The sequence below is a fragment of the Lacibacter sediminis genome, from assembly GCF_014168535.1.
GTDB classification, from domain to species: domain Bacteria; phylum Bacteroidota; class Bacteroidia; order Chitinophagales; family Chitinophagaceae; genus Lacibacter; species Lacibacter sediminis.
In genome coordinates, this window is the sequence record NZ_CP060007.1 from 3,429,029 (window position 1) to 3,449,180 (window position 20,152).

General features: G+C 39.5%; 12 protein-coding genes. 3 read left to right on the forward strand and 9 right to left on the reverse strand.

Annotated features, from left to right (window positions below; translation table 11 throughout):
* Positions 1-2: 2 nt before the first annotated feature.
* The 4 genes from H4075_RS14570 to H4075_RS14585 form a co-directional block, all read right to left on the reverse strand.
* Positions 3-3,116 carry a membrane dipeptidase gene (locus H4075_RS14570; protein ID WP_182801563.1) on the reverse strand — a complete coding sequence of 1,038 codons (3,114 nt, stop codon included), beginning with the start codon at positions 3,114-3,116 and terminating at the stop codon, positions 3-5.
* Positions 3,117-3,128: 12 nt separating this feature from the next.
* Positions 3,129-4,415 (reverse strand): OmpA family protein, encoded by a 1,287-nt coding sequence (locus H4075_RS14575; protein ID WP_182801564.1) that lies wholly within the window; start codon positions 4,413-4,415, stop codon positions 3,129-3,131.
* A 72-nt stretch (positions 4,416-4,487) separates the two neighbouring features.
* Positions 4,488-5,132, reverse strand: coding sequence for a response regulator (locus tag H4075_RS14580; protein ID WP_182801565.1), 645 nt, complete (start codon positions 5,130-5,132; stop codon positions 4,488-4,490).
* A gap of 49 nt (positions 5,133-5,181) precedes the next feature.
* A complete protein-coding gene (locus H4075_RS14585) occupies positions 5,182-7,398 on the reverse strand; it encodes a tetratricopeptide repeat-containing sensor histidine kinase (RefSeq protein WP_182801566.1) in 2,217 nt (738 codons plus the stop codon).
* Between the two features lie 100 nt (positions 7,399-7,498).
* On the opposite strand from H4075_RS14585, the gene H4075_RS14590 reads away from it, so the two are divergent.
* The gene (locus tag H4075_RS14590; protein ID WP_182801567.1) at positions 7,499-7,894 is read left to right on the forward strand and encodes a thiol-disulfide oxidoreductase DCC family protein; all 396 of its coding nucleotides are present in this window, start codon (positions 7,499-7,501) and stop codon (positions 7,892-7,894) included.
* A 130-nt stretch (positions 7,895-8,024) separates the two neighbouring features.
* Here H4075_RS14590 and H4075_RS14595 read toward each other — a convergent pair whose 3' ends face one another.
* Positions 8,025-11,357: a hypothetical protein gene (locus tag H4075_RS14595; protein WP_182801568.1), complete on the reverse strand. Its 3,333-nt coding sequence runs from the start codon at positions 11,355-11,357 to the stop codon at positions 8,025-8,027.
* A 30-nt stretch (positions 11,358-11,387) separates the two neighbouring features.
* Positions 11,388-11,840: a TIM44-like domain-containing protein gene (locus H4075_RS14600; protein WP_327059379.1), complete on the reverse strand. Its 453-nt coding sequence runs from the start codon at positions 11,838-11,840 to the stop codon at positions 11,388-11,390.
* 241 nt (positions 11,841-12,081) lie between these two features.
* Between H4075_RS14600 and H4075_RS14605 the strand changes: the two genes are divergently transcribed.
* Positions 12,082-15,186: a sensor histidine kinase gene (locus H4075_RS14605; protein ID WP_182801570.1), complete on the forward strand. Its 3,105-nt coding sequence runs from the start codon at positions 12,082-12,084 to the stop codon at positions 15,184-15,186.
* On the forward strand, positions 15,177-15,941 hold the full coding sequence (locus tag H4075_RS14610) for a LytR/AlgR family response regulator transcription factor (RefSeq protein ID WP_182801571.1): 765 nt from the start codon (positions 15,177-15,179) through the stop codon (positions 15,939-15,941). Before H4075_RS14605 ends, H4075_RS14610 begins: the two co-directional genes overlap by 10 nt.
* Here the strand turns inward: H4075_RS14610 and H4075_RS14615 are convergent.
* The 3 genes from H4075_RS14615 to H4075_RS14625 all read right to left on the reverse strand — a co-directional run bounded on the left by H4075_RS14615 (position 15,938) and on the right by H4075_RS14625 (position 19,935).
* The gene (locus tag H4075_RS14615) at positions 15,938-16,738 is read right to left on the reverse strand and encodes a PhzF family phenazine biosynthesis protein (RefSeq protein ID WP_182801572.1); all 801 of its coding nucleotides are present in this window, start codon (positions 16,736-16,738) and stop codon (positions 15,938-15,940) included. The genes H4075_RS14610 and H4075_RS14615 overlap by 4 nt on opposite strands.
* An 80-nt stretch (positions 16,739-16,818) precedes the next feature.
* A complete protein-coding gene (locus H4075_RS14620) occupies positions 16,819-17,421 on the reverse strand; it encodes a trimeric intracellular cation channel family protein (RefSeq protein WP_182801573.1) in 603 nt (200 codons plus the stop codon).
* 135 nt (positions 17,422-17,556) lie between these two features.
* A complete protein-coding gene (locus tag H4075_RS14625; protein WP_182801574.1) occupies positions 17,557-19,935 on the reverse strand; it encodes an alpha-ketoacid dehydrogenase subunit alpha/beta in 2,379 nt (792 codons plus the stop codon).
* Positions 19,936-20,152: the final 217 nt, after the last annotated feature.

Here is a 20,152-nt window from a genome sequence, read left to right on the forward strand (position 1 = left end):
TGTTACCGAACAAGCACTTTATTGCGCTCGCATAATTGCCAAAGGTTCATAATGTAATCTGCCGCCGAGAAAAATACCTGTCGTTCATTTTTTGACATACCCTGATTCTTCAGATCCTGGAAATAATCCGGAAACAATCCGATATGTGCCACACCATCCGTATTGTAATCCCATGTTTTATTTGCCGGACCGAAGCTGTATTTCGTCATTGCTGATTCACTGGTTGAAGGAAAATATTTTACTGCCGAACCGGGACGTGGCGATGGCATCACCACAAATCCATTAATATCACTGCCCATAGTAACAGCCTTATTCCCCATCATTGATAATGCTTTCCTGTAGTTGGTTAAAAATGCTCTCGAATCGCTTTCACCAATACCCAATCCAAACACACCCCCTATATTCCGCAACCGATCCATTTGTGCCCTGCTTCGGTTATTCTCATTTACTTTATGATCAGGATGTGCATTGTAACCTTCCCTTAAACCATTATGACCTGATATTAATGGATACCTGAATTCTTCCGCTATTGCAAACGCATCAGCCACAGATTTCTCACTCATGTGATCTATATCGATGATCATACCCAGCTTCATCATTTCCCGCACAGCAAATTTGCCCATTGGCGAAAGACCATATTTATTTACATGCCCGCCACTCACTGCATTATAAAAATCCCAACCGGGTTCGCTCAATAAACTTGTAATGATCTTGAACTGCGGAATACATTTTATTTTCCCTTCAATACAATTAATCAGATCAATCAAAAAAGGGAAATGCATTTCGCCAATAAAATCAAGTAAAGGTTTTGCTACAATTGTTAAACCTGCAGTTGTTCCCGGAGGCAGATTCTCATCGAGCAACTTCAGTTTATAATTGATCCTGCTATCGCTTGCTGTTTCTACTTCCAACATAAATCCCGGTGGCAACATACTTCCATCAGGCGTAGGTCTTGTTCTGGCATATTTATTACTGAATGCAAAAAGTGCACTGTAAACAGCCATACCGCCAAATGCATTATCAGTTAGGTGAATGGGAAAAATATAACGAACACCTTTCGTGTAAAGACGCTGTATCTCTGCTTTCACTTTTGTTTCGGTTGCTCCATTCCCTGCATAATTAAAGTTGCCTAAATTGTCAACTTCCACACCTAACAACACCGCCATTTTACCTGATTGTATAATACGGCGCATATCTGCGGTGGTTAATGCAAGCTCCATAAAATCATTATGCCTTTGTACAAAACTCTTTATCTCATCAATCTGTAAATTATATGCAGCTACATCATCATAGGGAGGATCGCCGGCAACCATGTTACCCAATAATTCATTGTTAACAGCTAATGTAACCAATACACGTAAGCCACCTTCGTATGCACGTTTGATCCAGTCAACATACATCTGCTGATGACTCATAGAAGAAAAATGCGGCCAGTGTACAAAATTTGGATAACCTGCATGCGGGTGATCGCCATGCATATTGGTTTCAAAAGGTACACGGTGTACATACGAACCATCAAATGCTACATTGATGAGCATTGCACGGAGATAGTTGCCACATGTATTATCTAAACCCCATCCGCCATGTGCTGCATTACAATTTCCCAAAGCCTGCTCCAGGGAAGATGCACGTACAGGTGTAGTGTTACAATCTTTGGCAAACGGATCGCCATGATCTGTATGAATGGTTCCTGCTGTCATTAGCGAACCTATATCGGGGGCACCGTACATTAACTTACCTCCCATACTTAAATGGCTCATTAAATGCGTATGCGTATCAGCAGCACCAAATAAGGGTGTGTAATAATCAACATACACAAGTTGTTTTGTATTGTTTACAAAATCATCCACTTCAATACGGTGTATGCGCAACGAATCTTCGCCGGTATAAGCTGTTGGTAGTTTATCAAGAAAACGAAAATCATCAACATTAATAAAACCCCATCCGGTATTTACTGTTGAATTATCTGTAATGCTGATTACATAATAAGCTGACGTATCAACACGACTTATGTTCCACCACTCACGCCGGAACTGTTCACTATTATGGCCTGTTTTCGGATCCACCCCTAACACAGGAACATACGTTGTGTCCATTGACGTTTGCACAGGCTGACGTTGCGTACCGGGCAGTTGTGTTTTTTGAAGAGTAATATCGCCGCTTATGCGTGGGCGGACCTGCATCCGAAGCAATTCAACCTTTAAATTCTGTTCATCATTGCCTCCTCCAACTAAAAAGCTCAGGTATCGTTGAAAATGATAGATCTTAAATGGCTCTGATGTAAGCGTGCCTTTGTAACGGCCGCTGTTTCTTTTTCTTAATTCCCAAGTACCACCGATCATTCCCTTTAATGATGTTACCCAATACCGTTTATGATAGCCTCTTGCATAATCAAGATCTTTCCAGTAATCACCACCCAGCTTCACCACTTTCATTTCTTTCCAGGTAAGCTGATTGCTTCCTTCGTGTGAATCATTGAAAGCTTCGCCTAATTTTTTCCAATGCGGGATAGCGGGCCCCATTTCAAAATCGGGGTTCTTTAAATACTCATATTGTTTTACCGATTGCGTTACAGCAACCGTATTATTGAACACTGCCACCAGAGAGTCTGATCTGCTCCCACCTGCATCTGTAAAAACAACATCATAAATAATTTTATTATAACGCACTTTACAGGGATACAATTTGCGAAACTGAAGAGTATCAGCAGGTCGCTTATACCGAAAGTTCATTGTATTACCACTAAAGCTGATCGTTTTATTTTGCTGCATCCGCTCAGCAGTAATAATATTAATATCGCTGATACATTCCTTTTGAACAAAAGGCATAGGTTTCTTATCTGTAAATACTGATGTTGGTTTATTTCGTTCAAAATATTTTCCGTCAACATCAAATGCGATTGTATAAGATGGATTGTTAAACAACGCCCCGTACATCATTTTAATCTGCGGAGTATCACTGGCTTTCTTCACTTTAAAAATGATACGGTTCCCCTCCTGCTTTACATAACCCGATTGCTTCAATGCCTGCAACATGCGTTCTGCATCCCCTGCCGGCTGTTGTGCAAAATGAATGAGAGGAATAACAACAAGAGTAAATAACAAATAAGCCCGCATGAATTATAGAGATTACTGTTTAATAAATTCAACTCTCCTGTTCTTTGCTTTTCCTTCGGGAGTTGTATTAGCTGCCACAGGTACTGATGCCCCTTTCCCTTCGGTTGAAATGCGATTTTCATCAATACCAAAGTTGTTGATGAGATAACTGCTTACAGCTTCTGCTCTACGTTTTGATAAGGAAAGATTATCAGCAGGCTTACCATCACCATCGGTATGACCAACGATCTTTATTTTAAGTGTTGGATTACTCTTCAACGCTTCGCCAATCTGGTTGATGATACTGAATGATTCTTTCTTGATGATGTCTTTATTGACATCAAACAGAATTTCATTGGTGGATGCCTTTCCTTTCTCCAACAGATCCTTAACTAACAAACTTCTTGCATCCACATCACCTGATGCAATACGCAGGTTGCTGACAAATAAACCAATTTCAGAGGCAGGTATTACAGTTCCGTTACAGATATAAAATGTATTACGCAGATCAGCTGTTAACGCTGTTGGCAGATCAATAATCTTAGTCTTATCAAGATACACACGCACCCTTGCTTTGTTGACAGCAATACTTACATGCAGAATTTTATTGGTGTAAGAAACAATAGGAAAATCATTCTTCGTACCCGTTGGATCTTTAAAGCCATACTCGATCAGTTTCTCATTTGCATCACTGTAATGCCAGATGGTAGTGTAAAACTTATCACGGTAAAACAAATCTTCTCGAAGAATATTCTTAACGGGTGTAAAGCCAAACTGAATGAAGGGAGTATTTCGATCGCCTTGTTTCATCAGGAAAAGATCAAACTCGATCGTACAATTTTCAGGTAATGGTTTGTTGAGTACCGGATGCACAACTGATCCGTGTGCAACTTCCAGCCATTTGCCATCCTTTCCATCAATGGTTGAAATACGACCGCTTCCATTGGTGTTCCATTGCGCAGGAAAATCACCCTCGGCATCTTTCTCAAACTTATCTTCAAACAACACTTTACCGCCAGGCACAAAATCAGAAAACGATCTGCTTCCTGCCGGACTTGTTGTGTCAGCTTTCGCTGATGAGCTTTTTTTATCGGTTGTTTTCTTCTCATCCTTTTTTGTTGCGTTCTTCCCTGCTTTGTTAATTCCTTCTTCTGTCTTATCAAGTCCTTTGTCTATTGATTCATCTACTTTTCGGTTGATGCGATCATTCACTTTCCGTTTAACACGATCACCAATTGATTGGCCCGTTGAAGAAACTGCCGTAAATAAGAGAAAGAATAGTAATGATAAAATAGGTAATGCAGTTGATCTGTTTTTCATTATTTACAATTTGCTGTAAAGTTGAAAAATAACCGGGCGCCTGTCAATTACCTTTTTGTGTAAGGAGCTTTACTAATCGATTTTTACGATCTTATGCTGCAAAGCTTTGGCTACTGCTTCGGTACCGCAGCTGACATGAAGTTTACTGTAGATATTACGCAGATGCTTTTTTACCGTGTCAACCACGATATTACTTTTTGCAGCAATCATCTTATAAGAATTACCCTGCACCAGCATTTCGAGAATTTCTTTTTCCCGGTCACTTAAATTAAACGGGTCGCTGGCAGGAAGATTTTGTTTACGGAAGTGTTGAAATACTTTCTGTGCCACAAACGGACTCATGGGTGCACCACCCTGCATTACTTCCAGTAATGATTGTATAAGTTGAACGGGAGATGTGTTCTTTAACAAATAACCATCGGCTCCTGCACAAATGGAATCAAATATTCGGTTATCATCATCAAACACAGTATGCATGACCACTTTTACATGCGGGAATTTGTTCTTGATCTGCCGAACTCCTTCAATGCCACTCATGCCGGGCATATCTATATCCATCACCACAAGATCAGTTCCGCTACTTTCTACCTGCTCTACAGCATGTATGCAATCGGCAAATGCACCAACCACTTTAAAGTTCACTTCATCATCCAACAACATTTCAAGTGATTGACGCAAACGTGCATTATCCTCAAATATCAACAGGCTATAAGGCATAGTGCAAATTATAAACGAACAGGCAAAACTGCAACTACTCATTTGGGTACTATCCCAGCGGCATATCCAGGTTAACAGTTGTTCCTTTACCTGGTTCCGATTCAACTGTAAGCGATGCTTTCAGCAGTGCAGCTCTTTGCTGCATGTTCCGCAAGCCGTTTCCTTCCTTTACTTCATTCATATCAAACCCACCACCATTATCTTTCACTAACAGCTTCATACTGTTTGGACTGATGAGTACTTCCACTTTTGCATTAGTTGCCCTGGAATATTTGACCATGTTATTTACTGCTTCTTTAAAGATCAAGTAAAGATCCCTACGTTGGTCCATTCCCAGTTTTACTTCTGATGCATCCTCAGGAAAATTCATTTCATAGCTGATATTCTTACCATCCATCATGTCGGCTGCGTAACGCTTCATGCGTACAAAAAGATTATTCAGTTCATCGTAGCGTGGATTGATGTTCCATACAATATCACTCAGGCTTTCACTTACATGCTGGATATCATCCGCTGCCTTGCTTAAATATTCTTTTGCTTTATCAGGATCAGTTGCATTTCTTCTTGCGAGTTCAGTGAGTATATTGATGTTGCTCAGCGATGCGCCAATATCATCGTGCAGGTTTCTTGAAATTGAATTGCGCATTTCCTGCAGGTGTACCTGTTCCTCAAGTTTTTTCTTGATCTGGAAACGGTTGAACAATACAACAGCCAATATCAGAATCAATAAAGCTCCTGCAATCAGCAGATTTCGCAGTTGTTTCTGTGCCTGAATCTGCTTATCCTGTAATTCTTTTTCCTGTTGTGCAAGTTTAAGTTGCTGCTGATCATTTCTTGTAACGAGTAATTGCTTTTCCAGCTCTTTATCTTTCTCTTTTAACCGCAGATCCTGTAATTCCTGTTGCTGCATCAGTAAATTAATTTCGCTCTCCTTTTGCTTTGCCAATGAAAGATTGCCAGTGATCACAGCTTTCTGTTTTTCTATTTCCAACTGACGGATACGTTGCTCTGTTTTCAACCGTTCAATTTCAAGATCTTTTTTTTCTGTTTCATACTTTGTTTCAATGTCTGCTATTTTACTGCTCGTTTCCAATGAAACAAGACTATCACGGTACAGGATATGCTTTTTATAATCGTCCAAAGCTTTCGCATAATCTTTGTAATTATTGAAAAATGCTGAACGGAAATAATACCCATCCCGAATATTCATACGTGAATTGATTCTTGTTGCCAGGTTGATGGCCTTATTATAGAACGATACAGCTCCTGCACTGTCGTTCACTTCTTTTGAACTGGAAAGAATCGCAGCAGAAATATACCTGCGTGACAGCATCACATTGTCGCCTGTTTGCTCTAGAATTGCAATAGCTTTCTTTTCATAACCGAGTGCTTCATTATTTTTTCGTTGCCGGTTCATTAATAACACCATGCTGGTATAAGCATGTGCCAGTTTGTTTTTTGAACCGCTCAGGCCTGCAAACTTCAATCCCAACTCACCATAATGTTGTGCCTGTTGAAATGAATCGGCAAACAGATATATCTGTGAAAGATTATTGTAGGTTGTAGAAAGCTCATCGTAATTACCAATCCGTTCCCGGATCACTACTGCACGTTTTCCATACATTATTGCTTCCTGTTTTTTACCCAACTCGTAATACAAACCGGCGATATTATTCAATGTTTGTGCAATGCCATCATCATCGTCCAGCTTCTCATACAATGTGAGCGCTTTCGTTTGCCAGAGCATTTGATTTTCAAAGTCACCCATTTCCATAAATGCCTGCCCCATGCTATTGTATACGGATGCAGTATTAGATGACTGTTCAAGTTCATAAGCCGATTTCAATGATTTTTCGAACAATGCAACTGCTTCCTCATGTTTTGAAAAATAACTTGCGTGTAAACCCATCTGGTGATAAACAGCGGCAAGTAACGGACCATCATTTAATTGCAATGCGATTTTTAATGCCAACGAATCGTAGTGAATTGCCTCTTTATTCTCTGATTGTTTGAACAACAGTTCAGCTTTTTTTAAAACAGCATAACCTTCACCTCGTTCAAATTTTAATTTTCTGCTTTGCTCCACAGCGGTTGAATTTATTTTCAAAGCAGAATCAATCCGGCCAACAGCAGCCAGTTCATCGGCACGTGCAATTAATGTATAAACGGAGAGCGTATCTTTTGTGTTATTTTTTTGGGCATACAAATTACCGACATACAAGTATAAAAAAGTAAGCAGGAAAAGGTGCACATTTCGAAGATGCATAAATTGCCTTTTAAAAACTGTAAGTTAAAACATTGCCGTGGCAGTTCATAGTACCGCTTTGGGTACTTGATTTTCGTAAATTTGTAAAATGCAAGAGGCAATGAACAGGCTGGTTTTATTTGATGGCGTTTGCAACTTCTGTAATTTCTGGATACAGTTTGCATTAAAGCGAGATAAGAAAGGAAAGTTGACCTTTGGTTCACTGCAAGGCGAAACGGCGCAACGGATATTACCACAGTATAACATCGACCCTTTGGTTATTACTTCTGTTATTTTTATTGAAGATGGTATTGCCTACCGTGAATCGACTGCAGCATTGAAAGTGTGCAGGCATTTAGATGGTGGTTGGAAATTGTTGTATGCACTCATTGTTATTCCAGCATTTATCAGAGATGGTATTTATAAATGGATCGGTAAGAACCGTTACAAATGGTTTGGCAAACAGGAAAGCTGTATGTTACCAACACCAGATCAAAGACAACGATTTGTTGATTGAAAAAAAGAGGCCGTATCAAAATAATGATACGGCCTCTTTTTTTGCTGACTTTCATAGAAGCAACCCTCAATATGTTGGGTCACTGTTGAGTCTACTTTTAAACCAGTGATGATTTTACAACCATTAGCGTTTAATTTATGCCAACGATTTTTCCTGTTTTGATGATACCATTAATACTAACCTTATAAAAAATAGTACCGTTGAATTTTAACCCTGTGTTTGGAACAAATACCTGTTCATGAGCTTTCACCTGTTGCTCGCCGGCATAAATTCTTGCACCTGTCATTGTAAAATATTCAATGGTTATTTTTCCGGCAACCGGCGATTGAACTCGTAAACTGAATGTTCCCTGGTGAGGATTGGGAAATGCGCCCACTTCAAGACTTTCAATGAGCAGGTTATTTTCCAATCTCACAATCGGCTGTTCAGTAATAACTGCGGATGATGATTTTGTTCCGCCTCCTATTACAATTACACTGTTAGCACCAACCGCCTGTATTGGCAAAGCTGCATCACTTGCTCCCGGCTGATTATCATAAATAACCTGGCCATTATTTTTGTTATATATCTTCATTCGAATTTTGTCAATGCCTGTTCCATCAAGCTGGCCATCAACAACGGTCATTGTGAATCCAATACCACTTTGATCTCCAATGATCTTACCTGTGCCCTTGAATTGTGACATGGAATTACTGATCACCAGGTACTCGAAATTCAATGCATTGAATTCAAAATCGCCTACCTTAAACTCAAACTGTGCTTCACCTTTAGGATATGTGGCGTTTTTATAATTCACAGTAAATCCGTAAGTAGCATCGCCTTTAGCAGTTGGACTTTTTACCAGAGCGCCAGCCGGAGAAACAAAATAACCGCCTCCGTAAGTGTATCCGCCATTTGGATCATACACTACAAGAATGGCATCGAGATTTTCGTTGGTATTGCTGTAGCTGGTTACTCCATTTTGATCAATTACATTCATCCTTAACTTGTAAACTCCCGCAGCAGTGAATTTATTAGAACCGGTTACTGTTCCATTATTCATACCTGATGGTTCGGTTACAGTGCCAGCAATCGTTTTATCATCAATCAACCATTTAGCGGTATGTGTTTTGCCGGGCACATCCCAAAACTCACCGGTTAAACTTACTGTTGTGCCAATTTTTACTGAAGCGCCACTAGCCGGCGTAATAATGTTATGTGAAACTGTAACATCGGTAGTAGCCGTACTGGCATTGCCCGCAGCATCTGTACAGGTAACCGTAATTGTGTAAACCCTTTTAACACCTTTCCTCGGAATTTCAGCTCTTAGATTAACTGTATTGTCACCTGTTATTTCCCAATCTGGGCCAATATTGTCTCCTGCAAATTCGCCTGCTTTAATAGCAACAGCAGTGATCTTACACGTAGTACCGGGGCAATTATCGGTAGAGGTGGTAGTTACCGTGACACTTTTCATTTTACGATCTGATGGCCATATGGCTTGTGGGTTAGGCACAACAGATATTATTGTTGGAGGAATATTGTCAACAACAGTAACGTTAGCTGTACAAGTTGAAGAGTTGTTATTGTTATCAGTTACGGTTAATGTAACAGTATTGTTGCCTTTATTACTGCAATTGAACGTTGTTTTATCAAGGCTATAACTTTTAATTCCACAGGCATCTGTTGAACCATCATCAATCTGAGAAGGAATAATGCTGGCATTGCCACTTGCATCAAGATTAACTGTAATGTTTTTACATTTTGCTACAGGAGCTATCTTATCTACAACAGTAACCGTTGCTGTGCAGGTTGATGAATTACCATGAATATCGGTCACTGTTAATGTTACAGTATTCGATGCAGGATCACTGCAACTGAAACTTGTTTTACTTAATACACGGGATTGAATACCACAACCATCCGAAGAACCATTATCAACCTGTGCTGCAGTAAGCGTACCATTTCCTGATGCATCAAGCTCAACAGTAGCATCTTTACATTTTGCCACCGGTGCATCCTTATCTGAAACGGTAATATTAAACGAACAGGTTTGGGTAGTTATGTCGGTATAAGAATAAGTTACTTTTGTTGTACCCAATTGAAATTGTTTGCCGGCAACCCCACCTTCACCTTGAACAACTGTATTATTATATTCTATTTTATGCTGAACATTGGCATATAAAGTACTGGAAGACATGATTGCATTGATGCCGTTTACAGTAGCATAACATTTTCCTGCATCAACATTGTACGGATTCTCAGGTGAAGGGCAAGTCATACGTACATCGCTGCCATCGTAAGCAAGAATGGTTCCGTAAGCAAAACTGTTAACGATATAGCCTGATACATATAATCGCCTGTTACGGTAGAGTACCCCAAGCGGATAACCATTAAGGTTTAAGTCTGTAGTTACATAACCATCCGTACCAAAGGAAGGATCGACAGTACCATCAGTTTTAAACCGGCCCATTTTAAAAACAGTATTGCCGCCAATGGCAAGAATTTTATTATCGGGCTGTACCAGCAATTTTGTAGGTGAGAAATCGGGAGTAATGCTTAAGTCTTCGCTCCCGTCGGTATTGAGGCGTTTGATAACACTGTTATTTAAATAGACGATTTTTGAATTGCCATCAGTAAGTAATGACCGCACAACAGCATTTGTTTTTACATAGGGAAAACTGGTTTCCATTGATCCATTTTCCTTGAACTTGGAAATGTAATAACCGTCTTCTTCATTATAAAAACCATCTTCCCATAAAATGATGTTGTTAGCAGCATCGGTTGTAACCCTTTCTCCCGAATAATTATAGCTGGAGTTTTCAACCAACACCCGGAACCCTCCGTTAAAAAAAGTTTCATCAAAGCTACCGTCACTTAACAGCCTTGCAATGTATGTTCGGTTTCTGTCTGAAGCTGTCATTCCTCTTACAAATCCTGTAACAACAATTCTGTTATTTTTATCAACTGTGATATCGTTTAGTCTAACAGCAAAATAACCAAAGACAGATAGCTCTGCCAGTATGCCGCCACCTGTTCCATCTGCATTAAATATCCAAACCCTGTTTAAAGGAGCGGGGCTGTTCCCAAGAGTTTGTACCGATTCTGTAGCAACAATTCTTCCGTCTGCCAATACTGCAAATGATGTAAAATATTGATGTATCTCATCACTTAAAAAGAACCTGCGTTTACCATTACTGCCATAGGTAAGATCAGGAGTACCGTTGGCATTATACCTGCGAAATATACTGTAAGTATAAGATTCGGTAGCTCCGTTTTCATAGTAACGTACTGCTAACTCATGATCGGTGAGAAGGAACTGTCCGTTTGATAAAGGCAGTATGTTCTCAAACCTCGACATACTTTCAGTAGTAACAACAATCCCGAAACTTCCAAATGATTGATCCAATGCGCCAGGTTGTGCATTGCCCGTTAAGCAATAAAAAAAACTAAATATTGCAAAAAGTAAATGTTTTATTCTCATAATTGTCAATTTTAAAAACTGAAGTAATAGTCAATGTTTCATTTCATGCAGCAACCACCAATCGCCTTGTCGAACAAAAGAGCAGTTAAATGAAAACCGGTGCTGGTTATTATCTAATACAGTACTGCCTTCCTTTCTCAAATAGCCTTTTATTGATGCTTTAAACATATCTGGTTTATTATTTTTTCTCTCGCATACCGAGATCACTGCCAATTCTGTGATCACAGGGTTTTCATTTGAATTTAACAAGCCTTTCTTTTTAATGCTATCCATCTCTTTTTCAAGTTCCTGATAACAGGAAAGAGTAACATGCTTTTTTAATGACTCTATTTTACCAGTATTCATTGCTTTTTGAACCAGGTAAAAAAGAATTCTTGAATTTTCAATCATACTGCCATGATCCCAAATTTTATCTTTCTGTACAAGATGGCTTAGTCTTGCACCTGCAATTGATATTTGTAAGCTGGTCCAGGAAAATTTCATTACTAATCTGAAATTATTGTGTGCAAGTGCATACAGCACGAGGAACTGTATTTGTGGTGGGTTCAATTGTTTGAATGGAAGTAGAACAATTAAAAAAATAGCGTACTTGTTACCGTGTACGGCAGGTATGAAGCTTTAAAAGGCCGGTTGGAACTGATAAACGGCGATACGATAAAAAAGGGCAAATGGCAATTGAATAATTGCAATCTAGAAAGTAACTTTAAGCAGACTAGTGCGTAACATGCCTATACGCTCCTTTTATATAACACTGCTTATACTTGGCTATACAAAGCTTTTTTCACAATCTTTTGATGAGAAAGATTTTACCCGTTATACAAAACTCGATGGGTTATCACATAACAGCGTCACGGGCATTGTGCAGGATTCATCAGGCTACATCTGGGTAAGTACAAAAAAAGGTCTCAATCGTTTCGACGGAAGATCGTTCAGTAATTTTTTTAAACGAACTGATAATTTACCACTGCCGGAAAATGATATCCTTTACTTATCATGGCAACAAAACGAGATCATCGGTTCCACTGCCGTAGGCGCATTTGCATATAATACCAATACAAGAAAACTCAGATCCTTTTTTGTTCCTGCTGATTCCACAATTTATTTCTGGTCGAATCAGGTATGGCAAACATTAAAAGACAAGTCAGGCAATTATGTGTTATCAACAAAAACGGGTTTATATATTTTCAACGGCAATGGAAAGCTTATCTCCCGTTATGATCATTTTTCTCCAAAGGATGCAGGACGTAAAGAATTGTGGTTTGGGAACTGGCTGGCACAATTAAGCGACGGAAGAATATTCCAAGAGAATAACCTTGCCGGATCCTTCTACAATTACAAAACGAAAAAAATAGAAGCACATTCATTTGGGAAACATCCCTCTCTCAGGAAATTACTTAATTTCAAAACAGATGAAGAACGAATTTCGTTTTACGCCGGCAACGATCAATTGATAATTCCCGGTTCGGAAAAAAACACATTGGAAATCCACAACCTTGTTAACGGCCAACATACATCCTTCACCATTCCAAAACATGTTATTCCCGATCTTGATTGGTACAGCAAACTATTTTTTATTAATGACAGCGTTGCTGCACTTACCAGCAAAGTTGGAGGATTTTACCTGCTTCATTTTGCAGAAGCAACAAATCAATGGTCTTCCGACGGGAGAAAATTTTTTGCAGGAAAGTATTGTACTTCAGTTTTCACTGATAAAAAAAATCGCTTGTGGATAGGCACCAACGATGGATTGTATAAACAAAATATCAGGAATACTTTTTTTGATGATGAAGATCTGTCGCAGCAACATCCTTCAATAGTAAATACAGGCATTCAAAGTGTTTTCATTTCGCAGAACAAAATGTTTGTGGGTTTAAGAAACGAGGGAGGGCTGCTTGTGTTAAACAATCAAACTAAAAAGATCGAACAGGTTGTTGATCTTTCAAAACACGGGGCCGGGAGCAACAGCCTGAATTTTATTTTCCAATTTAATCAAGATACATTATGGCTAGGTACTGCAAAAGGTATTCTATGGTTCAATAAAAACAATTTTTCAAATGGAAGATTGAATATACCGGGCCAACCTGCATGGTTTTACGATACAAAAACAAGAAGCTTTCTTAAAGATTCCGAAGGTGACCTATGGTTATCATTTGGTATTTTGAATAGCCTTGTACAATACAAGCGATCAGAAAATAAATTCTATGACTTTACAGCAAGCCCTTTACTGAAAATCACCTTTTGCTTTAGCATGGAAGAAGATAAAAAAGGGAATGTTTGGATAGCCGGGGATGGGCTCTGTCGCTGGAACAGGAAAAAAAATAAAATCGATACGCTCATCCCTTACCCTACCGTAATTAAAACGGTAACAAATTACATGCGACTGCTTGATTGTGACAATGAAAACAATTTATGGCTTGCTTCTTATGACAATGAGATCATTCAATACAACACTAACGAAAACAAAATGTATCTGCGTGTTGCAGAGAATAGCACGATCGATGGACATTCGGTTACCAGTTCTGATATTATAGCTGACCACATCTGGCTTGGTATGGCAAATGGCATTTCTGCATTTAATATAAAAGATCATTCCATTAAGCAATTTAATTATTCCGACGGATTACCTTCAGCAGTTGTTACCTCACCACGCAATGGCAGCTTTTATGATTCTGTAAAAAATCGTTTTTATTTTGGCGCAGGGCAGTATCTGATTTCATTTGTTGCCGACGCAAGAGCTGCGGAAAAAACAGTTCCTCTTTTTTCGGTAGAAGTGATGGGTGAAAACCAAGTACAAGATCAAAAAATTGTATTACCCTATTCAAAGAATAATGTTGAACTAACCTTAAACGCCATCAATTTTACTGACCCTGAGGAAAATCGCTTTGCTTATCGATTCCTGAATGACAAAAATGAAAATTGGAATCAATTAAATACAAAAAATGTGGTTGTGTTAAGTAAATTAACGCCAGGCTCTCATCACATTGAAGTAAAAATGTTTTCGGTCAATAATCGGTGGCAGCCGCAAACGCAAACCATTCACCTGCAGATTAAACCACCGTTCTGGAGATCACCCTATTTCCTCTTTCTTACCATTGCAGCTTTCGTAATCCTCGTTGTATTTCTATACCAAAAGCGGGTAAAACAAATTAATCGCCAGGCAAATATTGATAAACAGCTTACACAAACTGAAATGAAGGCACTTCATGCACAAATGAATCCGCATTTCATTTTTAATTGTCTGAACAGTATTCGTGAAATGATCCTGAATAATGAGAACGAGCAGGCTTCGCTGTATCTCAGCAAGTTTGCAAGGCTTATCCGTATTACGTTAAATCATTCAGCCAAACAATTTGTGAGCTTAACTGATACGGTGGATTATTTAGAAAGATATGTTGAAATGGAAAGCATCAGGAACAACCAGTTTCTCTATAAAATTGATGTAGCAAAAGATTTAAATGCACATATCATCATGGTTCCTCCAATGTTGATTCAGCCATTTATTGAAAATGCTATCTGGCATGGTTCGGCGCAAAAAAAGAACATCACCATACAGATCAGTTTTAAACAACAGGATAATCAATTGATCTGTATTGTTGAAGATGATGGGATAGGAATTGAAGAATCATTAAAAAGAAAAAAAGATATTACTCATGAACCATCTGTAGGAATTGATAATATTAAACAACGTATTGAATTGCTCAATGAAAAATACAACCTGCGTAGCACGATTCATATCCAGGACAAACTAACTCTATCACCGGCAAATGGAACCGGAACAATTGTTACGCTTCATTTACCAATTAAAACAAATGAAAACCTATGGACTTAAAAGCCGTTTTAATAGATGATGAACCCCGTGGCATCAGCTCAATGCAAAAACTTTTGCAGATCAATTGCCCCGATGTAACTGTTATTGGCAGCTTTACGGATGCCAATGAAGCAATAGATCAAATAAAAATTCTGGATCCCGATTTGATTTTTCTTGATATTGCCATGCCTGTAAAAAGTGGCTTTGAATTATTGAAAGAATTAAAAGGTGCCAACTTTGAAGTGATATTTGTTACTGCCCACAACCAGTTTATGGTGGAAGCATTTCATTTCAGCGCCATTGACTACTTATTAAAACCGGTAGAAGATAATTTATTGATCGATGCAGTTGAACGGGCAAAAAAAAGAATTAATGAAAAATCCGGGAACAAAAACATCGAAACATTTCTTCACAATCTCACGCAAAAACAATCGCCTCAAAAAATGAGGCTTTGTATACCGTCCTTAAAAGGTTTCCAGGTGATTGAGCTCGATGATATTTTGTACGCCGAGTCATCGGGCAACTACACGAACCTGTATTTTGCAAACAGCAAAATGACCTGCACCTCAAAACCGATGCATGAATATGAAAAGCTGCTGGAAGATGCAGGCTTTGTTCGTATTCACAAATCAGTTCTTGTAAACCTGAAGCATATAAAAGAATATTTTCGGGGCGAAGGCGGATCAGTTCTTCTTTCAAACGGGCATGAATTGGAAGTTGCCCGGAGAAAAAAAGATCTGTTGATCGCAAGAATGAAGGAATATTACAAATTCTAACCTGCTATTTCAAATTCTCCCTTCATATAAAATACGCATTCTCCACCCATCATTAAACGTTCTGTATTTTTCTGTTCGCAGATAATATCGCCTCCACGTTTACTCAACTGTTTTGCAATCATTCTTTTTTTATCCAGCTTCTCACTCCAGAAAGGAATCAACTGTGAATGCGCAGAACCTGTTACCGGATCTTCATCAATGCCTGCAGTTGGTGCAAAAAAGCGTGAAACAAAATCAACTGTATTTCCTTTTGCAGTTAGAATAATCATTTCGCCGGTTTTCTTCATGGCAGTAAAATCAGGTTTTGCATTGACTACTTCTTCTTCAGTAGCTACCTCTATCATCAGATCACGGTATTTATAAGCACCAAGGATTTCTTTCACGCCAAGAATTTCAGCAATACCTTCCGGATAATCATTTATACGTTCCGGTTTCCATGATGGGAAATCCATTTCATAATTAGTGCCATTTTTCTCAACGGTTAACAACCCACTTTTTGAACTGAATGTTACAGATGGTTTGTTATAACCAAGCTGTGTGTACAATACAAATGCACTTGCCAATGTAGCATGACCGCATAAATTAATTTCAAGCTCAGGTGTAAACCAGCGGATATCGTAATCGGCACCTTCTGTTTTCGATGGCACAAAGAATACTGTTTCGGCCAAATTATTTTCCATCGCCAGTTTTTGCATCAATTCATCATCAATCCATTTTTCTAATGGTACTACAGCAGCCGGGTTTCCTTTGAACAATGTTGAAGTAAATGCATCAACCTGGTATAATGATAATTTCATATAAAAAATTTAGAGTTGCAAATTAGGAAAGTATCACCGACATAAATATGTGATTTTGCGACAACGATGTGAAGGAATCCTTAATAAATTCGTGGTAATGCCAGTTTATACCGCACAACAATAATTCGAAATGCAACAATAAATACAATGGCAATGATCGTTGCAAAAGGACTGAACATATCAACTTTTAACAACAAGAGGTAAAGTATCCCACCCAAAATAGAAACAGAAGCATAAATTTCTTTACGGAAAACAAGCGGCACATTGTTCAGCAGCACATCTCGTATTACACCACCAAACGACCCGGTAATAGTGCCCAATGCAACACATATACCCGGACTGAATTGCAATTGCAATCCTTTCTCCACACCGATGAGTGTAAAAAGGCCAAGACCAAATGCATCAAATAAAAATAAGGTACTTGTAAAACGTTTGAGGTAGTTACCAAAGAACATGGTACCAATAGCCGCTGCAATAATTACTATCGTTGTTGTTCCGTTCCGCAACCATCCAACAGGTGTATCACCAATCAACACATCCCGCAATGTTCCGCCGCCAATAGCTGTAACAAAGGAAAGGATGATGACACCAAACGGATCAAGCTTTTTTTCCATTGCAGAGAAGGCACCTGAAACTGCAAATGCAAACGTGCCGAGTATATCGATGATGGAAAGGAAGGACATGTTTGTGAATCGCTGATAGTGAATAGTGAATGATTAAAAACGTAAAGAGTTTAATTAAACTTGAGAGTCATAAAATTTTTTCGTCTGACAGGGGCGTCTAACGAGGCGTATTCACAATTCACCACTCACCACTTATCACTCTCTCATCATCTCCTGCAACACCGTCATGATCTCTTCAACATTCGGTTTGCTGAAGTAATCACCATCACTGCCATAAGAAGGACGATGTGCTTTGCCTGTGATAGTGCGAGGAGCAACATCAAGATATTTATAACCGCCTTGTTCTTCCATTACTTTATTGAACATGTAAGCTGCTGCGCCTCCGGGTACATCTTCATCAATGAAAGCGATGCGGTTTGTTTTCTTTAATGATTCAAGAATAACATGATCAACATCAAAAGGCAAGAGTGTTTGTACATCAATAATTTCGCAACTGATGCCAAAACGTTCAAGCTGTTGTGCCGCATCATCAATAATGCGCAGAATAGAACCGTATGATACAATGGTAATATCTGTTCCTTGTCTCACCACTTCCGGTACACCCATCGGCACCGTGAAGGATGAAAGATTAGAAGGCATTTTTTCTTTTAAGCGATAGCCATTCAAACACTCGATCACCAGACCCGGTTCATTGCTTTGCAACAATGTATTGTACATACCTGCTGCCTGCACCATATTGCGTGGCACACATACATACATTCCCCGAAGACTGTTAATGATCATACCCATTGGCGAACCACTATGCCAGATGCCTTCCAAACGATGACCTCGTGAACGAACGATCAACGGTGCACTTTGCCTTCCTGCTGTTCGGTATTGCAATGTTGCCACATCATCAGTGAGCGGCTGCAAGCCATAAACTAAATAATCGAGGTATTGAATTTCTGCTATCGGACGAAGGCCACGCATTGCCAGACCAATACCTTGTCCCATAATGGTCAACTCACGAATGCCTGTATCAAAAATGCGGTTCTCACCGTGTTTTGTTTGCAAGCCGGCGAAGCCCTGGTTTACATCACCAATAAAACCGAGATCCTCACCAAAAGCAACTGCTTTTGGATTGTTCGAAAATAGCTGATCAAAATAACGGTTGAGAATTTCATAACCATTCAACAACGATGCATCAGCTGCATATTCTGCTTTTACTTCAGGTACTTTCATGGCACTGGCTGCACCTTCATGATACAAATGCGAGCTGAACAATGCTTCGTTTTCTTTCTGCAACTTTTTATACAACTCATTTGCAGCAGACGAAACACCTGCAACAGAAATGCCTTTATACAAAGCACTCATTACATCCCTGCGGTTAGGCTCACGAAGTTTGTTTAATTCATTGATCACCTGTTCAACTTCTTCTCTATTGTGAGATAATGCAGCGGCCTGTTGCAATGCAGCAACTACTTCTGTAACCTGTTCTTTAACCGGCAATTCAAATTCTTTCCACGCTTCATTTTTTTCATTGCGTACAAATTCTTTTGTTTCCCTTTCAATTGTGCTGAGCTGTTCTTCATCTGCCAGGTTGTTTTCGATGATCCACTCCTTCATCTTCTTGATACAATCCCACTCACGCTCCCATTGCAAACGATCCGCTGTTTTGTAGCGCTCATGACTACCCGAAGTGGAATGACCTTGTGGCTGCGTTACTTCTTCCACATGAAACAATGCAGGTGTATGCGTTGCACGTATTTTTTCAATACCCGCTTCAAACACTTCGCACATGCCGGCATAATCCCATGCTTTCACTTTATAAATTTCAATACCGGTGGTTCCGTCTTTTTTCTGAAAGCCTTTCAGGGCTTCTGAAATGGAACCTTTGGTTGTCTGATATTTTTTAGGAACAGAAATGCCATATCCATCATCCCAAACAAACACAGCCAAAGGAATCTGTTGCACTGCAGCAGCATTCATCGTTTCCCAGAAATGACCCTCACTTGTTGATGCATCGCCAATAGTAGCAAAACATACTTCGTTTCCTTTATTTGAAAGCTGGGTGAACTGCTTCAGCACATCTGAATGACGGAATAATTTTGATGCTAATGCCAAACCAACCGAACGGGGCATTTGTGCTGCCGTTGGCGCCATACCTGAAGTAAGGTTCTTACGATTCACCAGGTCGAGAACATTGCCATTTGCATCTACAAATTCAGAAGCAAAGTGTGAGTTCATCTGGCGGCCTGCACTGTGTGGATCATGTGCCGTATCGGGATCAGCATACAGCTGGGCGAAAAATTCTTTTATTGATGCAACACCTGTTGCAAACGCAAAGGTCTGGTCACGGTAATAACCACTGTAAAAATCGCCGGGCTGGAAAAACTTAGCCATTGCAAGCTGCGGCACTTCCTTACCATCGCCAAAAATGCCAAACTTGGCCTTACCCGTAAGAACTTCTTTACGGCCAAGAAGACTGGCTTCACGACTAAGGCAAGCGATGCGGTAATCCTGCAACACTTCCTGCTGAAAATGCTCAAATGAGAGCTGCTGGAGTTGCAAGGTTTCGTTAGTGGTTGATTCCATGCGGCAAAAATAAATGATTTGCTCCCACGTTAACACTTGTAAGCCGAATTGGTGAAAACAACCCTTTTACTGTGAAAAACCGTGCGGGAGGTAAAATTCGGCCCCAAGCTATGAAAATTCCGGGCTAATTGCCGCTAATAAAATTTTGTGAAAGGCAACCATACAGGGTTATGAACTGTCTGTACTAATACTTACTTTTACAACTCTAATAAAAGCA

Coding starts and splice junctions, on each gene's coding strand:
- H4075_RS14595 (WP_182801568.1), bottom strand. CDS start 11,357: ATGAGAATAAAACATTTACTTTTTGCAATATTTAGTTTTTTTTATTGC.
- H4075_RS14615 (WP_182801572.1), bottom strand. CDS start 16,738: ATGAAATTATCATTATACCAGGTTGATGCATTTACTTCAACATTGTTC.
- H4075_RS14610 (WP_182801571.1), top strand. CDS start 15,177: ATGGACTTAAAAGCCGTTTTAATAGATGATGAACCCCGTGGCATCAGC.
- H4075_RS14605 (WP_182801570.1), top strand. CDS start 12,082: ATGCCTATACGCTCCTTTTATATAACACTGCTTATACTTGGCTATACA.
- H4075_RS14575 (WP_182801564.1), bottom strand. CDS start 4,415: ATGAAAAACAGATCAACTGCATTACCTATTTTATCATTACTATTCTTT.
- H4075_RS14570 (WP_182801563.1), bottom strand. CDS start 3,116: ATGCGGGCTTATTTGTTATTTACTCTTGTTGTTATTCCTCTCATTCAT.
- H4075_RS14590 (WP_182801567.1), top strand. CDS start 7,499: ATGAACAGGCTGGTTTTATTTGATGGCGTTTGCAACTTCTGTAATTTC.
- H4075_RS14580 (WP_182801565.1), bottom strand. CDS start 5,132: ATGCCTTATAGCCTGTTGATATTTGAGGATAATGCACGTTTGCGTCAA.
- H4075_RS14585 (WP_182801566.1), bottom strand. CDS start 7,398: ATGCATCTTCGAAATGTGCACCTTTTCCTGCTTACTTTTTTATACTTG.
- H4075_RS14600 (WP_327059379.1), bottom strand. CDS start 11,840: ATGAAATTTTCCTGGACCAGCTTACAAATATCAATTGCAGGTGCAAGA.
- H4075_RS14625 (WP_182801574.1), bottom strand. CDS start 19,935: ATGGAATCAACCACTAACGAAACCTTGCAACTCCAGCAGCTCTCATTT.
- H4075_RS14620 (WP_182801573.1), bottom strand. CDS start 17,421: ATGTCCTTCCTTTCCATCATCGATATACTCGGCACGTTTGCATTTGCA.